Below are 19,147 nucleotides of genomic sequence, written 5' to 3'. Positions count from 1 at the left end.
TGGGGAGGGGGGGAGGAAAGAGAGAAAGAGGAAAGGGTGTGGTGTTTTTGGGGATGGCCCTTCTTTTTTCTCTTTTTCGTCTTTTGGGGAAACCCCCCCCCCCCCCCCCCCCCCTCCACTCTCCCCCCGGGAGAGTGTCTATCCACTCGGATCCACGTATTCACCCCTTCGGGCAGGCGCTCGGAGTGAACCGGGGGAGCGCTGGGGGGCGCGTTCGCCCTGAGTGGTTCTCGGAGTGATCACCGCCGACCTACCGTCGACACCATGGGACGCGGGGACCTCGGAACGCTGGTACGGATCTGCGATCCGGCGGGTCGGCCGCGCGGAACGGGGTTCGTGGCCGACGACCGGGGGACGGTCGTCACGAGTCACGAGGCCGTCGTAGGGCTCGTACGGATCGTGCTGCGCGCCCCCGGCGACCGCGGCTGCGTGGTCGGCGCCGACGCGGTCACCGTCCTGCCCGGGCGCGGTCTCGCGCTCGTACGGACCGAGGGGCTCGGCGTCCGTCCGCTGCCGGTCGCGGCCCGGACCGCGGTCGAGCCCGGGACGTACGTACGGATCGCGGCGCACGGCTGGCGGGAGGCCCGGGTCCTGGGCGCGGCACCCGTCACGTACGCGTTCGACGGCCACCGGGTCCCCGGCCACGCCTGGGAACTCGCCATCGGCACCGAGGGCGCGGAGGCCCTACGCCTCGGCGGCCAGGCCACGGGCGGCCCGGTCGTGGACCCGGAGACCGGAGCGGTCCTGGCCGTCCTCGGCACGGCGCTGCACGGCGACCACCGGGCCGCGGGATATGCGCTGCCGCTCGCGCCGGTGGGCTGCGGGCCGGCGGGCCTGGGACCTGAGGGCCTCGTTGCCGGGGGCTACGTGCCTGAGGGCCTCGCACCTTCGGGCTTGGCGCCCGAGGGCTGCGGGCCGACAGGCCTGGGCCCTGACGGCCTCGTTCCCGGGGGCCTCGTATCTGAGGGCCTGGCGCCGTCGGGCTTGGCGCCTGAGGGCTGCGGGTCGGCGGGCGTCGTTCCCGGGGGCCTCGCACCTTCAGGCCCGGCGTCCGAGGGCGCGAGGCGTGCGGGCTCCGGGCCGGAGGGCCTCGTCCCTGGGGGCCTCCCGTCCGAGGGCCTCGCCCCCTTGGGCCCGGCGCCCGAGGGCTGCGGGCCGACGGGCCTCGTCCCTGGCAGCCTCGTCCCTGACGGCCTCGTACCGGGCCCGGCGCCCGAGGGCGCGGCGGGCGGGCCGCTAGCTGAGCTGCTGCGGCGTAACGCCGCGACCGCGCCGTGCTACGGACGGGAGCTCAATCTGGCGGCCGTCCTGGAACTCACCGCCACCGCCACCTCCAGCGGAGCCGTGGGCACGGCGAGCACGTGGCCCGAGCCGGTCGAACGGGCCGACTGCGCCCGGGAGTTCGCCGCCTTCGCCGCGTCCGACGCCCTGGTCCTCGCCCTCGTCGGCGCCCCCGGCAGCGGCCGTACGACCGCGCTTGCCGCGTACTGCGCCCAACGCGCCCGGGGCGCCGAGCCCGCCCCCACGGTCTGGCTGCGCGGGGCGGACCTGCGCGCGGACGACACCTCGGTCGCCGACGCCGTGGGCCGCGTCCTGCGCCAGGCCGGCCGGATCGTCACCGCGTCGGGCGCCCGCGGCGACACCACGACCGCCACCCCCGAACGGGCCGCCGCGCTCGCCCGCGAGGCCGGCCGTCCGCTGCTCATCGTCCTCGACGGTCCGGAGGAGATGCCCCCTGCCCTGGCCCACCGCCTCCCCACCTGGACGGCGGGCACGGAATCCTGGCTCCGCGCCCACGGCACCCGCCTGATGCTCGGCTGCCGCCCCGAACACTGGGAACAGGCCTGCCTGCTCTACGCCCCCGAGTCCCTGCACGGCCGTGCCGCTGCCGAGGAGCGCCCCGGTGAGCCGGGAGCCCCGTGGGGACCCGTACGCGTCGACCGTCACCCCGCTTCGCGGACGTCCGGTGCCGCGCCCGCCGCGGCGGCGGGGCGGACCTGCCGCGTGACGCCCGGCGCCGTGCGGATCGGTGATCTCGCCGAGGACGAGGCGGTGCTCGCCCGGGCGCGGTACGGCCTCGACGTCACCGATCTCGCCGCCGACGACGCCCGGCACCCGCTCACGTTGAGGCTGCTCGCCGAGGTGCGGGAGGCCGTGCCCGGGGGCGCGCCGGGGAGGCCCGGGCGGGAGGAGGTCTTCGGCGCCCATCTGGACCTGATGTGCCTGCGGATCGCCGTACGGATCGCAGCCGGGACCCGCCCGTTGCCGCGCGGCACGGCCGTACGCCGACTCGCCGCGCGCGTCGCCGGACAGGTCCACGAGGCGGCCCGCAGGTGCCTCGGGCCCGGGCAGGGCGAGCTGGACCGGGCGTCCTTCGAGGAGATCTTTCCGTGGCGGACCGGCTGGGCCTCGGCCGTCCTGACCGAGGGGCTCGTCGTTCCGGCCGGTTCCGGCTACCGCTTCGGCCACGAGGAGCTCGCCGACTGGATCCAGGGCGCCCACCTGGACGTGGACGGGGCCCTGCACGCGCTCGTGCACGGCAGGGACGCGGACGCCCCGGTGCGGCTCCCGGCCCGCCCCGGCTCCCCGCACGTGGCCCCGGCGCCGCACCCCCTCCCCGTACCGCGTCACCGGATCGGCCCCGTGGTCCAGGCCCTGCTCTTGATGGACCGCGAACACGGCTCCGACGCGCTGGGGCTTCGCCTGAGCGGACTGGCCGGGGCCCTGGACCGGCACCGCGCAGACGGCCCGGCGGACACCGACGCCGCGTGGTGGGCCTCCCGCCTCCTCGCCCAGACCCTGCTCCGCCTCCCGGACCCCCGGCCCTACCTCCCGGTCCTCCGCCACCTCGCCGACCGCCTGGGCACCCGCCCGACCCCGACCGATCGGGACACCACGCCCGGCGGCCCGCCTTCCGCGCCACACCACGAGCCCGCCGCCCCCGGGAACGACCGGCACCCGCACGTGCGCCCGGGGTACGTGCGCCCGGGGACAGTCCCCGGCGCCGCATCCGAAAGGCGCCCCGCCCCCGGGCGCTCCGGACCCGGACCATCCCCGTTCCCGGGCGACGGAAGCCGCGCCGAACCGGGGCCTGCCCTCGCTTCGTTCCCGGGGGACGGTGGCGGATGCCGCCCCCTACACGGGCCGTCCCCGGTCTCGTTCCCGGGGGACGGTGGCGGAAGGCGCTCCGGACCCGGACCGGGCCCGTTTCCGGGTGACGGAAGCCGCGCCGAACCGGGGCCTGCGCCGGCCCCGTTCTCGGGGGACGGTGACGGAAGGCGCTCCGGACCCGCACCGGCCCCGCTCCCGGGCGACGGGATTCCCCTACCCCCGCGTCACGCGCCGGTCGCGCCGCCGGGCGGCGTGGAGCCCGGATGCGTACCCGCGCAGCGGGCCGCCGCACCCGCCGCCCCAGCCTCCTGGGCCCCGGCCGTCCCGGCCCCCGACCCCGTCCCCGGGTTCCGGGTAGTCCCGGCCCCGGCCCTCGGTCCCGAGCCCTCTGTCCCCGCCCCCGCCCCAGCCCCCTGGGCTCCCGTCCCCCCGGCCCCCGCCCTCGGGCCCGACCCCGCCGTCCCCGCCCCCGAACCCCTACCCCCCGCCCCCGTCCCCGAGCTCTTCGGGCCCGCCTTCTGGGGGGCCCTGCGGGTCGGGGAGGACGAGCGGATCGATCTGTTGCGGCGGCTCGTGCCTGCCGATCCGCCCCCGGGATCCACCGCGGCGCCCCGGTTTCTCGATGTCGTCGCCGAGCGGCTTGTCGCCGAGCCCCGGGGCGTGCAGCCGCTGCTCTGCCGCTGGTTCGGCGACGGGCGGGCCCTCGCCGCCGCGCCGTACGCCACCGTGGGCACCGCCGCGCAGGCCCTGCTGCACACCCATCGGCACCTGGCCGTCGACGACCTGTGCGAGGCGCTCGTCGCCACCGCCCACCCGCTCGCCGAGGGCCTGCTCCTGGCGCTCACCGAGGACGAGCCGTCCGCCGTGTGCCGGGCCGTCGACCGCTGGGCCCACGACGACGGCCGGCCCGCACGGCGCGCCGCCGCGGCCACGTACGGCGGCCTGGTCGCGGCACCAGTCACGGCCCGCCCCGACCGCGAACTCCTCCGCTACGCCGCCCTCGCCCTGCTCGCCCGCCCCGCCGACGCCCCCCTGCACGGCCCCGCTCTCGGCCTCCTCCTCCACGACCCGCACACCCGCTCCCGCTTCCTGCCCCGCGCCCTGACCGACCCCCGCGTCCCCGCGAGCGCGCTCGCCACCGCGCTCCCCACCGACCCCGAACCCGTCCTCGCCGCCTTCCAGGCGCGGCTGAACGGGCCGGGGGAGGCCGCCGGAGAGACCCTGCGGGTGCTCGCCGAGGTCACCACCCCCGCCCTCGCCCGGCGCGCCGCCGCCCTCGTCCGCGCGTACGCCGAGCGCCACCCCGAAGGCGCCGGTCACGCCGCCGCCTTCGTCGACCGCCGCCTCGAACACGGCCCCGCCGCTCGCGCCGTCCTCTTCCCCCTGGTCACCGGTCTGCTCCGGGGCCGGTCCGACCAGGTCCGCAGCGCTCTCGCCCCCGTGCTCGCCGCGCCCGGCACCGGCGCGTCCCGCCTCCTGCGTACCGAACTACTCGACGTACTCCTCGACGTACTCCGCGACCACGAACGCTACGAGGCACGGGATCCCGCCGTGTTCGACGCCCTGCTGCGGGCCGCCGCCCTCGGCTGCGAGCGGCGCCCCGAGGTCCGCACCCGCGCCCTCGTCCACCGCACCGGCCTCCTCCTCGTCCGCACCCCCGAGGGAGCGACCCGCTTCGACCGACGGCTCGTCCAGCTCGCCCGCGAAGTGCCCGCGTTCGCCGCGCAGCTGGCCCGCTGGCCGGCCGAAGCCCCCGCCGACTGGGCCGCCGTGATCGGGCCCAGCACCCGCCGCACGGTCCAGGGCATCGCCAGTTCCATGCCGATGCGGGACGACGGCCGTGGGCATGGCAGTCTTAGACCTGCGTAAAAGGCGAACAGGGCGAACAGGCGGACGAGGAGCGGTCACAGTGCAGCGCTGGCGTGGCTTGGAGGACATCCCCCAGGACTGGGGGCGCAGCGTCGTCACCATCGGCTCCTACGACGGCGTGCACCGCGGGCACCAGCTGATCATCGGGCGGGCTGTGGAGCGCGCCCGCGAGCTGGGCGTTCCCTCGGTCGTCGTGACCTTCGAACCCCACCCTTCCGAGGTCGTGCGGCCCGGCAGCCACCCTCCGCTGCTCGCCCCGCACCACCGCCGCGCCGAGCTGATGGCGGATCTTGGCGTGGACGCGGTCCTCGTCCTGCCGTTCACGGCCGAGTTCTCGCAGCTGTCCCCGGCGGACTTCATCGTGAAGGTCCTCGTCGACAAGCTGCACGCGAAGGCCGTCATCGAGGGCCCCAACTTCCGCTTCGGCCACCGCGCCGCCGGCAACGTCGACTTCCTCGCGGAGCTCGGCGCCACCTACGACTACGAGGTCGAGGTCGTCGACCTCTTCGTGAGCGGCACGGCCGGCGGCGGCGAGCCGTTCTCCTCCACACTCACCCGCCGGCTCGTCGCCGAGGGCGACGTGGAGGGCGCCGCCGAGATCCTCGGCCGCCCCCACCGCGTCGAGGGCATCGTCGTCCGCGGCGCCCAGCGCGGCCGGGAGCTCGGCTTCCCCACCGCCAACGTCGAGACCCTGCCGCACACCGCGATCCCGGCGGACGGCGTGTACGCCGGCTGGCTGACCGCCGCCGGGGAGCGCATGCCGGCCGCGATCTCGGTCGGCACGAACCCCCAGTTCGACGGCACGGAGCGGACGGTCGAGGCGTACGCCATCGATCGCGAGGGCCTCGACCTGTACGGCCTGCACGTGGCCGTCGACTTCCTGGCGTACGTCCGCGGCATGCTCAAGTTCGACACCCTCGACGATCTGCTCGAAGCGATGGCGGGGGACGTGAAGCGCTGCCGCGAACTCACCGAGGCGTACGACAAGAAGCGCTGAGGCAAGAAGCGTGAGGCAAGAAGCGCTGAGGCAAGAAGCGCTGAGCCGGAAGCGCTGAAGCCCCTCGTCACCAGGTGACGATCAGCTCCTTCGGGCCGCGGATCAGCCCCTTGGACTGGAACACCGTCTCCTCGGCCGGGCCCGCGAGCCGCAGCTCCGGATAGCGCCGCAGCAGGGTCGAGATCATCACCTCGGACTCCATCCGGGTGAGCATCGCGCCCATGCAGTGGTGCGGCCCGTGGCCGAAGGAGACATGGCCCGTGCCCTCCCGGTCGAAGTCGACCTCGTGCGGGTTCTCGAAGACCGACGGGTCGCGGTTGGCGGCGAGGTAGGACGCGTACACCGCCTCGCCCGCCCGGATCAGCACCCCGCCGACCTCCACGTCCTCCGTGGCGATCCGCGGTAGCCCGACGCCGTTGCGGTGCGGGATCCAGCGCAGCAGCTCGTCCACGGCCTGCGGCAGCAGCTCCGGCTCCGCGCGCAGCCGGTCCATCAGGTCCGGCCGGGTGAGCAGCAGATACACCATGTTCGCGCTGTTGTTCCGGACCGCGTGCGCGCCGCTGATCAGGATCGCCATGGACAGCGACACGGCCTCGTCCATGGAGATCCGGCCCGCGGCCAGGGACTCCGCGAGCTCCCCCGCCAGGTCCTCGCGCGGCTCCTTGCGCCGCCGGTCGAGCAGCCCGCTGATGTAGCCGTGGATCTGGGCCTTGGCCGCCCTGCTGCTCTCCGGGCCCGGCCCGGAGGACAGGATCAGATCGGGCCAGGAGGCCAGCTCCGCGCGGTCCTCCTCGGGGATGCCGAGCAGGTCGCAGACCACGGCCATCGGCAGCGGGCCGTGCAGATGGCGCATCAGGTCGGCGGGCCGGCCGGCCTCCTCCATCGCGTCGAGCAGCCGGTCCGCGGTCGCCTGCGTCAGCGGACGCAGCCGCTTGGCGTTCTGACCCGTGAACGTCTTGGTCACGGCCTTGCGGAGCTGGGTGTGGTACGGCGGATCGGCGTAGTTCAGGGCCGCCTTCGAGGCGACCATGTGGCCGGTCATCTTGGTGACCATGTGGTCGAGCAGGGCCGTTCGGCTGAAACGCGGATCGGAGGTCACGGAGCGTACGTCCTCGTACCGCGTGACCAGCCACGCCTCGTTCTCGGCGGCGAACGGCAGCCGGATGCGCGCCACCGGCTCCTCGTGGAGCAGTTCGGTGAGCAGGGGGTCGAACTCCAGCGCGGGGAGATCGTCTACCGCCCAGGTACGGACCGGCTTGGCGGGGACCGGCCGGGTCGCGGCGCCCGCGGGTTCTGAGGTCATCTCGGAGGTCATGGGAAGGCTGTTCCCGGCCCGGGGTCGCCCCGACACGCCGGGCGATCACAGCCCCCCGGACGGAGGACGGCACCGGGCACGGCGGTGACGCTCCGTATCACCCTCCGCGTCCCCCCGGTGACGCTCGCGGTTGCGGGGTGCGGTGGACGGGGTGAGTGTGGGCCCAGTTCGCGGTGAACGAGAACGAAGGAGCGACTGTCGTGGTGACTCTGTGCAAACCCGCGGTGTCCGTACCCGAGTACGTGATCACGAGGGAGGAGACGCTCGCCCTCGCCCGCTCGCTCCACGCCGATCACCCCCAACTGCCCCTGGCGCTCAGGCTGATCGAGAACACCGGCGTGACGCAGCGGCACATCGTCCAGCCCATCCAGGAGACGCTGAAGCACCCCGGCTTCGAGGAGCGCAACGCCCTCTACGAGAAGGAGGCCAAGGCCCGCGTCCCGAAGGTCATCGAGGAGGCCCTGCGCAACGGAGGGCTGCGCCCCGCCGACATCGACATGATCGTCTACGTGTCGTGCACGGGCTTCATGATGCCCTCCCTCACCGCCTGGCTGATCAACCAGATGGGCTTCCCCAGCCACACCCGGCAGCTGCCCATCGCCCAGCTCGGCTGCGCGGCCGGCGGCGCGGCGATCAACCGGGCGCACGACTTCTGCGTGGCGTACCCCGACGCCAACGTGCTCATCGTGGCCTGCGAGTTCTGCTCGCTCTGCTACCAGCCCACCGACCTCGGCGTGGGGTCGCTGCTCTCCAACGGCCTGTTCGGCGACGCGGTCGCGGCGGCGGTCGTACGGGGCAGGGGCGGCACCGGGATCGCCCTGGAGCGCAACAACTCCCATCTGGTCCCGGACACCGAGGACTGGATCGCGTACAGCGTCCGGGCGACCGGCTTCCACTTCCTGCTCGACAAGCGGGTGCCGACCACGATGGAGCCGCTGGCCCCCGCGCTCCGCGAGATCGCGGGCGACCACGGCTGGGACGCGGGCGGCCTGGACTTCTACATCATCCACGCGGGCGGACCGCGCATCCTCGACGACCTCAGCCGCTTCCTCGAAGTCCCGCCCGAGTCCTTCCGGTTCAGCCGGGCCACTCTCACGGAGTACGGCAACATCGCCAGCGCCGTCGTCCTGGACGCGGTGCGCAGGCTCTTCGACGCGGGCGGTCTGCCGGACGGGGCGCGCGGCATCATCGCCGGCTTCGGCCCGGGGATCACCGCGGAGATGTGCCTGGGCCGGTGGACGACGGCCGTCATCCCCTCCCTGGAGCCGGACCTGAACGCCCGCAGGATCGTCGGCTGCCCGACCCCTGTCCAGCCGGCCCCGACCACGACCTGACGCCCGCGAGCCCGGCCGCACGAGGCCAGTACCGCACCGAGCTAGTACCCAGTTAGTACCCAGCCAGTACCCAGCCAGTACCCAGCCAGTACCGCGAAGCCCCTTCGGCGAAGCACGTTTCCGCAATGCCTGTTCCGCAAAGGAGACCCCGCATGCCCGTCACGCCACCCTCCCACCGTCGGGCCGTCCGAGGCCCGGCCGCGCTCACCGCACTGCTCGCCGGGGTCGCTGCGGCGTCCCTTGCCGGCGCGCCCGCCCAGGCGGTCGCGCCGAAGGGCAAGGTGCCCATGCACCAGTGCTGGGTGAACGACGTCTCCGCGCCGCCCGGAGAGCTGGTCAGCGGCACCGAGAAGGACGACCACATCTTCTGCGACAGCGACCTGGAGAACGTCACCATCTGGGGTGGCGACGGCAACGACATGATCGAGGTACGCGGCCTCGTCATCGACTCCGCCATCAGCGGCGGGGAGGGCGACGACGTCATCCGCGCCAAGCACCTCGTGCCCCAGAACAGCTTCAGCATGGTCCGCGGCAACCGCGGCAACGACGTCATCAAGGTCGCCACGGTCAGTGGGGACGGGGAGAAGGGAGCCGTCGTCCACGGCGACGACGGCAACGACAAGATCACCACCGGGTCGGTGTCCGGCGCACCCGGCAAGTTCAACCGGGGTGGCGGCATCGTGACGGGCAACGACGGCGTCGACATCATCAAGGTCGGCACGATCGACTTCTCCGCCCGGGTCCTCGGCGGCAGCGAGAACGACACCATCGAGGCGAAGGCCCTCGGCCCCGAGTCCGGCGGCCTCATCCAGGCGGGCCCGGGCGACGACAAGATCAGCGGCCCGGACGGCACGACCCTGATCGTCGGCGAGCACTGGGGGAGCGTGGACGCGGGCGTCGGCAAGGACGACTGCAAGGTGAAGTCCGTCTCGACGCGGACGTCGATCAGCGGCTGCGAGATCCTCCCGAAGGCCGACCCTGCGGGCACCAACCAGAAGCCCCCGAACCCTTCCGGCCCGGCCGAGAAGCCGGCCGAGAAGCCGGCCGAGAAGCCGGCCGAGAAGCCGGCCGAGAAGCCGGCCGAGAAGCCGGCCGAGAAGCCGGCCGAGAAGCCGACCGAGAAGCCGGGCGAGAAGCCGGCCGAGAAGCCGGCCGACAAGCCTGCCGAGCCCGCGGCGAATCCCGGGTCCGGCCCCGCGGCGAAGCCTGAGGCTGGTCCCGCGGCTGACGTAGCGCCCGAGTATGCGGCCGAGCCCGCGGCGAAGCCTGAGGCCGGTCCCGCGGCTGACGCTGCGGACGAGTCTGCGACGAAGCCTGAGGCCGGCCCTGCGGCCGAGTCTGCGGATGAGCCCGCGGACGCGGCCGACTACGGCTACTGACGGGCCGTACGCCACGGGGGCCCGCGGTGGCCATCGGCAGCTGCCGCCGTCGCGGGCCCCTCGGGCGGCCTGCCCGCCCGTGCCTCCCCCGAGGGGCCCAGGGGTTCAGCGGCCTCGTGGGCTCCTCGGGTGTTCCGCCCCCGTGCCTCCGTCGAGGGGCCCAGGGGTTCAGCGGCCTCGTGGGCTCCTCGGGTGGTCCGCCCCCGTGCCTCCGCCGAGGGCCCCGGGGTTCAGCGGCCTCGCGCCCCCCGGGCGGTCTGCCACCCGGTGACCCCCGCCGAGGGACCCGGGGCGGTCGGACGGACTCCGGCGGGGCCCCGGGGCCTTCACGGGCTCGGGGCCTCCGCCTCGTCGGTCACCCAGTGGCAGGCCACCGCGCGCGTGGCGCCGCCGGGGAGGACCGGGAGGTCCTCGGTGCGGCAGCGGGTCGCGACCGGGGCCGCCTCGCCCGAGGCGAGAACCTGGCAGCGGGCGTGGAAACGGCACCCGGACGGGATCCGGGCGGGGTCCGGAGGCTCGCCGGTCAGTACCACCGGCGGACCCTCGGACTCCGGCAGCACCGACAGCAGCGCCCGCGTGTACGGATGCTGAGGCGCGGTCAGTACGGACTCCACCGTCCCCGTCTCCACGATCCGCCCCAGGTACATCACCGCCACCCGGTCCGCGATGTTCCACGCGAGACCGAGGTCGTGCGTCACGACCAGCGCCGAGAGCCCCAGTTCGTCCCGGAGCCGTAGCAGCAGCGCCAGGATCTCGCCCCGTACCGACGCGTCCAGCGAGGCCACCGGCTCGTCCGCGACGATCAGCTCGGGCTGGAGGACCAGGGCGCCCGCGATGACGACGCGCTGGCGCTGACCGCCCGACAGCTCGTGCGGGTAGCGCAGGAAGAAGCGCTCCGGCGGGCGCAGTCCGGCCCGCGACAGCGCCTCCGCGACGGCCGCCCGCTCGTCCCCCTCGTACCCGTGGATCCGCAGCCCCTCGGCCACCGCGTCGTACACCGTGTGCCGCGGGTTCAGCGATCCGCTGGGATCCTGGAGGACCAGCTGGACACGCCTGCGGTACGCCTTGAGCGCGCGCGAGGTGTACGACAGCGGCTCACCGGCGAAGGCGACCGAGCCCGACGACGGCCGCACCAGTCCGAGCAGCGACCGCGCCAGCGTCGTCTTGCCGCACCCCGACTCGCCGACCAGCGCCACGATCTCCCCGGCGCCGATGTCCAGATCCACCCCGTCCACGGCCCGCGCGGCCGGCGCCCCCCGCCGCCCCGGGAAGGCGACGTGCAGCCCGCTCGCCGAGAGCAGCGGCGCGACGGCCGTCGCCGCACCCGCACCCGCCCCTGCCGACAGACCCACCGGGGACGACCCGTCCGGTGTCAGCGGGTTCATGAGCCACTCCCCACGTGTACGCAGGCCGCCCGGCGCCCCGCGCCCGCCTCCCGCAACTCCTGGTCCCGCACCCCGCAGACGGCGTCCACCGCCACCGGGCAGCGCGGATGGAACGCGCACCCGCCCGGCAGATCGGCGGGGTCCGGCGGATCACCCGGAAGGCCGCGCGGCGCCCGCCGGGACGCCGGGTCGCCGATCCTCGGGAAGGCCGAGGACAGCGCCCGCCCGTACGGATGCTCCGCAGCGTCGTACACGGCCCGCGCCGGGCCCTCCTCCACCACCCGCCCCGCGTACATCACCGCGAGCCGGTCGCAGGTGTCGGCGAGGACCGCCAGATCGTGGCTGATCATCAGCAGGCTGATGTCGTCGTCGGCCACCAGACGCTCGATCAGCCGCAGGATCTGCGCCTGGATCATCACGTCGAGCGCCGTCGTCGGCTCGTCCGCCACGATCAGCCGCGGATCGCAGGCCAGCGCCATCGCGATCATCACCCGCTGCCGCTGCCCCCCGGACAGCTCGTGCGGATAGGCCGCCGCCCGCGCCGCCGGAAGACCGACGTGCTCCAGCAGCTCCCCGACCCGCTTCCGCGCCGCTGCCGGGGTCGGATGCCCGTGCACGAGCAGCGGCTCGGCGATCTGGTCGCCGATCCGCCGCACCGCGTTCAGCGAGTGCATCGCGCCCTGGAAGACGATCGACGCCCCCGCCCACCGCACCGCCCGCAGCCGCCCCCACGTCATGGCGAGGACGTCCTCGCCGTCGAGCAGGATCTCCCCGGTCAGCCGGGCCGACGGCGGCAGCAGGCGCAGCAACGCCAGCGCCATCGTCGACTTCCCGCAGCCCGACTCGCCCGCGACCCCGAGCTTCTGCCCGGCGCCCAGGGTGAGGTCGACGCCCCGTACGGCGGGGACGGCGCTCGCCCCCGACCCGTACGTCACACGCAGATTCCGTACCTCGAGCAGGCTCATCGCCCCACCCCCAGCTTCGGGTTCAGTACGGACTCGACCGCCCGACCGCACAGCGTGAAGGCGAGCGCGACGAGCGCGATCGCGATCCCGGGCGGGGCGAGGTACCACCAGTGGCCGGACGACACGGCGCCCGCCTCCCGGGCGTCCTGGAGCATGCCGCCCCAGGAGACCACCGTCGGATCGCCGAGGCCGAGGAAGGCCAGCGTCGCCTCGGTGAGGATCGCGGCCGAGATGCCGAGCGTGGTCTGCGCGAGCACCAGCGGCATCACGTTGGGCAGCACGTGCCGGCTCATGATGTGCCCGTGTCCGCCGCCGAGCGCCGTGGCCCGTTCGATGTACGGGCGGGACTCCACCGCGATCGTCTGGGCGCGCACGAGGCGGGCCGTCGTCGGCCAGCTGGTGACGCCGATCGCGAGGATCACCGTCCACATCGAGCGGGACAGCACGGTCGCGAGGACGATCGCGAGGACGAGCGTCGGCATCACGAGGAACCAGTCGGTGATCCGCATGACGACCGTCGAGAACCAGCCGCCGTAGTGCCCGGCGATGATCCCGACGAGGGTGCCGATGGCGACCGAGAGCGCCGCCGCGAGCAGCCCGACCAGCAGCGAGATCCGCGCGCCCCAGATCAGCAGGCCGAGCAGCGAACGCCCGAACTGGTCGGTCCCGAGGGGGAATTCGGCACTCGGGGACTCCAGGGCGGTACCCGGCGCGTTCGTCACCGACTGCACGTCCGCGCCGACGATCAGCGGGGCGGCGAGCGCGAGCAGCGCGATCAGGGCGAGCCCGGCCAGACCGTAGAGACCGGCGCGGTGGGTCCGGTACTGCTTCCAGAAGCGGGCCACCGTACCGCGTCGGCGTTGCCAGGACAGAGAGGTCGTCATCGGCCCACCCGGGGGTCGAGCAGCGGATAGAGCAGATCGGCGATCAGGTTCATCACGATCATCGCGCCCGCGAAGACCACGAACAGGCCCTGGACCAGGGGCAGATCGGGCACGCTGAGCGCCTGGTAGAACAGCCCGCCGAGGCCCGGCCAGGAGAACACCGTCTCCACCAGGATCGAACCGGCCGCCACATGCCCCAGGTTGATGAAGACCATGGTCACCGTCGGCAGGAGCGCGTTCGGTACGGCGTGCCGGTGCCGTACGGCGTCGTCGCGCAGCCCCTTCGCCCGGGCGGTCGTCAGATAGTCGCTGCCCATCTCGTCCAGCAGCGAGGAGCGCATGACGAGCAGCGTCTGCGCGTACCCGACCGCCACCAGGGTGACGACGGGCAGCACCATGTGGTGGGCGACGTCCATGACGTACGCGAAGCCGGTCTCGCCCGTGCCCGACTCCATGCCGCCCGTCGGGAAGAGCCCCGGGACCGGTCCGATGCCGACCGAGAAGACGATGATCAGGAGCAGCCCGAGCCAGAACGAGGGCACCGACCACAGCGTCAGCGCGACTCCGGTGTTCACCTTGTCGCCGAGCCCGCCGTGGCGCCAGGCGGAGCGGGTGCCGAGCCAGAGCCCGAGCGCCGAGTAGAGCACCACGGCGACACCGGTGAGCAGCAGCGTCGCCGGCAGCTTCTGCGCGATGAGGTCGCCGACCGGGGCATGGAACTGGTACGAGGTGCCGAGGTCGCCGCTCAGCGCCTTGGCGCAGTAGTCGGTGAACTGCTGCCACAGCGGCAGATCGAGCCCGAACTGCCGGCGCAGCGTCGCCAGCTGCTCGGCCGAGGTGGGGACTCCGTGGGTCATCGCCTTGACCGGGTCGCCGGGGATGATCCGGAACAGGAAGAAGCTGGTGACCAGCACGGCGAAGAGCGAGACGGCCGCGCCGCCCAGCTTCCCGGCCACGTAGCGGAGGTACTGGAGGGTCGTACCGGTGCGGGAGGCGCCGTCCGTGGCGCGGATCTTCTCGGTCCGCGCCACGTCGGCGGGGGTGCTTGCTGTCGTCACGACTCTGCTCGTCTACTCGCGGTCGTCGGCGGTGGACCGGCGCCGGATGCCGAGGAAGACGCCGATGCCGACCACGGCGACCGCGGCCGCGCCGATACCGACGACGAGGCCGGTGGACGAGCCGCCGTCCGCTTCGGAGCCGGCGGTGGCGACGGCCGGCTCGGCCGACCACCAGCTCCAGTAGCCGTCCTGGCCCCAGAGGTTGCCGGCGGCCGCCGGCATGGTCGTGATGGACCTGATCTGGTCCGTGCGGTACGCCTCCAGGGCGTTCGGGTAGGCCATGATGTTCATGTACCCCGTGTCGTACAGCCGGGACTGCATCTGCTTGACCAGATCCGCCCGCTTGGCGGCGTCGTACTCCACCGCCTGCTGCGCGTAGAGCGCGTCGAACTGGCGGTCGCAGATGAAGTTGTCGGTGGCGCCGGTGTCCTTCGGGGTCGCGGGCAGGGTGCCGCAGGTGTGGATCGACAGGACGTAGTCGGGGTCGGGGTTGACCGACCAGCCGTCGAAGGCGAGGTCGTAGTCGCCCTTCGTCCACGGGTCGCCGACGTTGTCGAGGCACTCCACCTTCAGCCCGATGCCGAGCTCGCCCCACCACTCCTGGAGGTACTTGCCGACGGCCTTGTCGTTCGGGTCGGTGGCGTGGCACAGGATCCGGAAGTCCAGCGCCCTGCCGTCCTTGCCGACCCGCTTGCCCTCGCCGTTCTTCTTGTACCCGGCCTGGTCGAGGAGCTGCGCGGCCTTGGCGGGGTCGTAGGCCAGCTTCTGTCCGGCGCCCGGCTTCCAGAAGTACGTGCCGAAGCGCGGCGGGATGTAGCCCTCGCCCTCGACGGCGTGGCCCTGGAACACCTTGTCGACGATCGTGGCCCGGTCGACGGCGAGGAAGAGCGCCTTGCGGACGGCCGGGTCGAGCAGCGCCTTGTGCCCGTTACCGAAGGTCTTGCCGTCCTTGGCCTTCGCGCCCGGGTTGGTGGCCAGGGCGAAGAAGCGCCGGCCGGGAGCGTCGTTGACCTTGATGTTCTTCGCCGTCTTCAGGGCGGCCGCCTGAGCGGGCGTCAGGTTCGGTACGAAGGACACCTCGCCCTTCTGGAGCGCGGCGACGGCGGCGTCACCGTCCTTGTAGTACTTGAACACCAGCTCGTCGAACTTGGGTGCGCCGCGCCAGAAGCCCTTGTTGGGCTTCAGCTTGATGTACTGGTCGACCTTGAAGTCCGTGATGACGAACGGGCCGTTGCCGACGATCGGGAACTGCTGGTCGTTGTTGAACTTCGAGAAGTCGCCGACCTTCTCCCAGACGTGCTTGGGCACGATCGGGACGTCGAGCGCCGTCATCGTGGCCTGCGGCTTCTTCAGCTCGATGACGAGCGTCCGCGGGTCGGGCGCGGTGACCTTCTTGAAGTTGGCCGTGAAGCTGCCGTTCGCGGTGGCGGCGTTCTCGTCCGTCATCATCTTGTTGAAGGTCCAGGCGGCGTCCTCGGCGGTGGCCTGCTTCCCGTCGGACCACTTCGAGTCCGTGCGGATCGTGTACGTCCAGGTCAGCTTGTCGGGGGAGGACGTCCACTCGGTCGCCAGGCCCGGGATCGCCCTGGCGTCCTTCGCGTCGTAGTTGGTCAGGTACTCGTACGCCAACCGGTGGATGCTGGTCGAGACGAGCTTCTGGGCGAGGAAGGGGCTCAGGGAGTCGACGCTCTGCGAGACGGCGACGGTGAGGGTGGTGTTCCCTTCGGCGGCCTGGGCGGTGGCCTGGGGGACGGCCACGAGCGTGGCGGCGGTGACGCCCGCGGCGAGGAGCAGCCGGGGGAGTCTTCGGGGGGCGGCGGGGCGGGGCGGAACCTTCGTGACCATGACCATAGGACGTACCTCGCGTCGTGGATCTTGGGCGCCAACTGGTGAAGCGAAGGTCTATCAGCGGTGGACGACGTCGTCAACGATGACTCAAACCCCTTGTGGGCTGCGGGAATACAAGAAGACCCCGCACCGGGGAGCCGGTGCGGGGCCTCATTGGTCTACTCCTGTGACGCCTTACTGCTGAGGGGCTGGCGGAGCCTGCGGGGGCGCCTGCGGAGGCTGCTGCGGCCACCCGGCGGGAGGCACGGGAGCATTCGGATCCGCTTGCGCCTGCGGGGGCGCGGGCTGCGCCGGGGGCTGCTGCTGCCAGCCCTGGGGCGGCACACCGGGCTGACCGGGCTGACCGGGCTGCGGCGGGTAGGGCTGCTGCGGGTACGGCTGGGGCTGCGCCTGGGGGTACGGCTGGGGCGCGTACGGCTGTCCCTGCTGCGGCGGGTACGGCTGACCGGGCTGGGGCGGGTACGGCTGACCGGGCATCGGCTGACCGGGGATGGCCTGGCCCGGCATGGCCTGGCCCGGCATCTGCTGGCCGCTTGGCATCGGCGGGGCCATGTGCGGCGGCAGGCCGCCCTGGCCGTCACCGGTCCACAGCCCCTGCGCCTGCTGCGCCCTGATGAAGTCCTCGGCGACCATCGCCGACAGGTTGAAGTACGCCTCGCGGGTCTTCGGCCGCATCATGTCGAGGTCGACCTCGGCGCCGGCCGACAGGTGCTCGTCGAACGGCACCACGATCACCCCGCGGCAGCGCGTCTGGAAGTGCTGCACGATGTCGTCGACCTTGATCATCTTGCCGGTCTCCCGGACCCCGGAGATGACCGTGATCGAGCGCTGCACCAGCTCCGCGTACCCGTGCGCGGAGAGCCAGTCGAGCGTCGTCGAGGCGCTGGAGGCACCGTCGACGGACGGGGTGGAGATGATGATCAGCTGGTCGGCGAGGTCGAGCACACCGCGCATCGCGCTGTAGAGCAGACCGGTACCGGAGTCGGTGAGGATGATCGGGTACTGCTTGCCCAGGACGTCGATCGCCCGCCGGTAGTCCTCGTCGTTGAACGTCGTCGAGACGGCCGGGTCCACGTCGTTGGCGATGATCTCCAGACCGGAGGGCGCCTGCGAGGTGAAGCGGCGGATGTCCATGTACGAGTTGAGGTACGGGATCGCCTGCACGAGGTCACGGATGGTGGCCCCGGTCTCCCGCCGCACCCGGCGGCCGAGCGTGCCGGCGTCGGGGTTGGCGTCGATGGCGAGGATCTTGTCCTGCCGCTCCGTGGCCAGGGTCGCGCCGAGCGCGGTGGTCGTCGTGGTCTTGCCGACACCGCCCTTGAGGGAGATGACGGCGATCCGGTAGCAGGACAGGACGGGCGTACGGATCAGGTCGAGCTTGCGCTGCCGCTCGGCCTCCTCCTTCTTCCCGCCGATCTTGAAGCGGGCGGAGGCGCCGGGGTTCCGGCTGGACTTGGCCTTCTGCTTGTTGTTGCGCAGCAGCCGGTCGGAGGAGAGCTCGACGGCGGCGGTGTACCCGAGCGGAGCGCCAGGCACGGACCGCTCACGCTGATCGTGCGTGACGGGCGTGGGCCAGGCGCCGCCGGTCCGCGGATCGACGGGCCCCTGCGCCGGAACCTGCGCGTCGGGGTACGCCTGGGGAGCCTGCGGCGCGGGCTGCGGCTGGGGCTGGGCCTGACCGGGGTGCGGGAAGCCGTAACCGCCCTGTGCCTGCGGGGGCACGGGAGCGGGCTGGGGGAAGCCGTAACCCCCCTGCGGGGCGGGGGCGTTGGGCGCCTGGGCCGCGGGCTGCGGCTGGGGCTGGCCGGGGTGGGGGAAGCCGTAACCCCCCTGCGGGGCCGCGGCGTTCGGAGCCTGGGGCTCGGCCTGACCAGGGTGCGGGAAGCCGTACCCGCCCTGTGCCTGCGGCGGCATGGGAGTCGCGGGGGTGGGCCAGGAGGCGGCGGCGGGAAGCGGCGCGGCCGGCGGGGCCGACTGGTCGCCCGTGGGCGCCGGAGCGGGCCACTGCGGTGCCGCGGTGGGAGCCGCGGGCTGGAACGACGGCGGCAGCGGGGGCAGTACCGTCCCGTCCTGCGGCGCGGGCGCCGAAGGAAGCGCGGGCGGCAGCGCGGCCGGGGGAGCGTCCTGGGGCTCCGGCTGCTCGGACGTGGGGGCGGGAGCGTCGGCGGTCGCCTCGCCGCCTTCGGAGTGCAGGACCAGCTCCGTACCGGGCGCCGAGCTGTCGGCGCCCTCGGAGTCCTGCTCGGCGGACGCTGACGCGCCGTCGGCCCCATCGGCGTCGGAACCGTCGGAAGCGTCCGTCACGGTCGCGGGCGCCGTCGCGCCGTCGTCCTGCCCCCCGTCGGCCGCAGCCGCAGCCGCAGCCGCAGTCGCCGAAGGCTCCGCGGACGTGTCGCCGTCCGGTGCCGTCTCCGGGGACGACGAAGGACCCTCGTCCTCCGAGGCCGACTTCGCCGCGGCGCGTTCCGCGAGCTCCGCCATCTCGCGCTTCATCGCGGCGGGGGAGAAGCGCATCGTCGCGCCACTGTCCAGATCGCCGTTGCCGAAGGGGTCCGAGGGGGAGGCCTCGGCCGGACCGGGCTCCGGGGCGCCAGGCCCAGGAACGGGCGCAACAGGAGCCAAAGGAGCCACAGGCGGTGCCGTCGGCACGTTCGGCTGGAAGCCGCTCCCGGCGGGCAGGCCGGGCACGGCGACCGGTGCCCCCGTCGGCGGGGGCGGGGTCTGCTGACCGGCGGCACCGCCCGAGGCGTCGCTCGCCGCGCTCTGCGTGTACCAGGCAGGCGGCGTGTAGTCGATGGTGAACTCACCCGTCAGCTCTGCGGGATCCGCGTCGGACTCGTCGACGGGAGGGTTCCAGTTCCCGTGGATGTCGTCCCGATCGCCGTTCACTTTGCCTCCTGGTGTGGTCGAGCACCCTTGTGCCGTCGTGGGTGGGGGCCACCGTTCACTTCCGATCGGCCCGGCTCTCCCCCTGGAACACGGCGAACAAGCCCGAGGGTTCT

11 protein-coding genes are annotated in these 19,147 nt (G+C 73.5%); 4 read left to right on the top strand and 7 right to left on the bottom strand.

The features are described from left to right. Nucleotides 1–264: 264 nt before the first annotated feature. A complete protein-coding gene (locus ACZ4VI_RS24365; RefSeq protein WP_468002373.1) occupies nt 265–4,980 on the top strand; it encodes a trypsin-like peptidase domain-containing protein in 4,716 nt (1,571 codons plus the stop codon). A 40-nt stretch (nt 4,981–5,020) separates the two neighbouring features. Further along, on the top strand, nt 5,021–5,977 hold the full coding sequence (locus tag ACZ4VI_RS24360; protein WP_468002372.1) for a bifunctional riboflavin kinase/FAD synthetase: 957 nt from the start codon (nt 5,021–5,023) through the stop codon (nt 5,975–5,977). Between the two features lie 67 nt (nt 5,978–6,044). On the opposite strand, the gene ACZ4VI_RS24355 is transcribed toward ACZ4VI_RS24360, so the two are convergent. Continuing rightward, nucleotides 6,045–7,280 (bottom strand): cytochrome P450, encoded by a 1,236-nt coding sequence (locus ACZ4VI_RS24355; protein ID WP_468002371.1) that lies wholly within the window; start codon nt 7,278–7,280, stop codon nt 6,045–6,047. 212 nt (nt 7,281–7,492) lie between these two features. On the opposite strand from ACZ4VI_RS24355, the gene ACZ4VI_RS24350 reads away from it, so the two are divergent. Both ACZ4VI_RS24350 and ACZ4VI_RS24345 read left to right on the top strand, forming a co-directional pair. Then, nucleotides 7,493–8,626, top strand: a complete 1,134-nt coding sequence (locus tag ACZ4VI_RS24350; protein WP_468002370.1) for a type III polyketide synthase — start codon at nt 7,493–7,495, stop codon at nt 8,624–8,626. A 152-nt stretch (nt 8,627–8,778) separates the two neighbouring features. Then, complete coding sequence (locus ACZ4VI_RS24345) at nt 8,779–10,005, top strand: hypothetical protein (protein WP_468002368.1); 1,227 nt, start codon at nt 8,779–8,781, stop codon at nt 10,003–10,005. 326 nt (nt 10,006–10,331) lie between these two features. Here ACZ4VI_RS24345 and ACZ4VI_RS24340 read toward each other — a convergent pair whose 3' ends face one another. The 6 genes from ACZ4VI_RS24340 to ACZ4VI_RS24315 all read right to left on the bottom strand — a co-directional run bounded on the left by ACZ4VI_RS24340 (nt 10,332) and on the right by ACZ4VI_RS24315 (nt 19,034). Further along, on the bottom strand, nt 10,332–11,390 hold the full coding sequence (locus tag ACZ4VI_RS24340) for an ABC transporter ATP-binding protein (RefSeq protein ID WP_468002367.1): 1,059 nt from the start codon (nt 11,388–11,390) through the stop codon (nt 10,332–10,334). Continuing rightward, nucleotides 11,387–12,355: an ABC transporter ATP-binding protein gene (locus tag ACZ4VI_RS24335; protein ID WP_468002365.1), complete on the bottom strand. Its 969-nt coding sequence runs from the start codon at nt 12,353–12,355 to the stop codon at nt 11,387–11,389. Before ACZ4VI_RS24335 ends, ACZ4VI_RS24340 begins: the two co-directional genes overlap by 4 nt. Further along, nucleotides 12,352–13,239: an ABC transporter permease gene (locus ACZ4VI_RS24330; RefSeq protein ID WP_468002363.1), complete on the bottom strand. Its 888-nt coding sequence runs from the start codon at nt 13,237–13,239 to the stop codon at nt 12,352–12,354. Before ACZ4VI_RS24330 ends, ACZ4VI_RS24335 begins: the two co-directional genes overlap by 4 nt. Then, entirely contained in the window at nt 13,236–14,297 is a 1,062-nt protein-coding gene (locus ACZ4VI_RS24325) for an ABC transporter permease (protein ID WP_468002361.1), read from the bottom strand. Before ACZ4VI_RS24325 ends, ACZ4VI_RS24330 begins: the two co-directional genes overlap by 4 nt. Nucleotides 14,298–14,309: 12 nt before the next feature. Next, nucleotides 14,310–16,142: an ABC transporter substrate-binding protein gene (locus ACZ4VI_RS24320; RefSeq protein ID WP_468002359.1), complete on the bottom strand. Its 1,833-nt coding sequence runs from the start codon at nt 16,140–16,142 to the stop codon at nt 14,310–14,312. Between the two features lie 177 nt (nt 16,143–16,319). Continuing rightward, the gene (locus tag ACZ4VI_RS24315) at nt 16,320–19,034 is read right to left on the bottom strand and encodes an SCO5717 family growth-regulating ATPase (RefSeq protein WP_468002357.1); all 2,715 of its coding nucleotides are present in this window, start codon (nt 19,032–19,034) and stop codon (nt 16,320–16,322) included. Nucleotides 19,035–19,147 lie beyond the last annotated feature (113 nt).

The organism is Streptomyces sp. NPDC029169 (genome assembly GCF_055563935.1).
Note: the sequence above shows the minus strand (reverse complement) of the source record. Positions and strands in the feature narration are given on the sequence as shown.

Coding starts and splice junctions, on each gene's coding strand:
- ACZ4VI_RS24365 (WP_468002373.1), top strand. CDS start 265: ATGGGACGCGGGGACCTCGGAACGCTGGTACGGATCTGCGATCCGGCG.
- ACZ4VI_RS24355 (WP_468002371.1), bottom strand. CDS start 7,280: ATGACCTCAGAACCCGCGGGCGCCGCGACCCGGCCGGTCCCCGCCAAG.
- ACZ4VI_RS24345 (WP_468002368.1), top strand. CDS start 8,779: ATGCCCGTCACGCCACCCTCCCACCGTCGGGCCGTCCGAGGCCCGGCC.
- ACZ4VI_RS24340 (WP_468002367.1), bottom strand. CDS start 11,390: ATGAACCCGCTGACACCGGACGGGTCGTCCCCGGTGGGTCTGTCGGCA.
- ACZ4VI_RS24335 (WP_468002365.1), bottom strand. CDS start 12,355: ATGAGCCTGCTCGAGGTACGGAATCTGCGTGTGACGTACGGGTCGGGG.
- ACZ4VI_RS24330 (WP_468002363.1), bottom strand. CDS start 13,239: ATGACGACCTCTCTGTCCTGGCAACGCCGACGCGGTACGGTGGCCCGC.
- ACZ4VI_RS24320 (WP_468002359.1), bottom strand. CDS start 16,142: ATGGTCACGAAGGTTCCGCCCCGCCCCGCCGCCCCCCGAAGACTCCCC.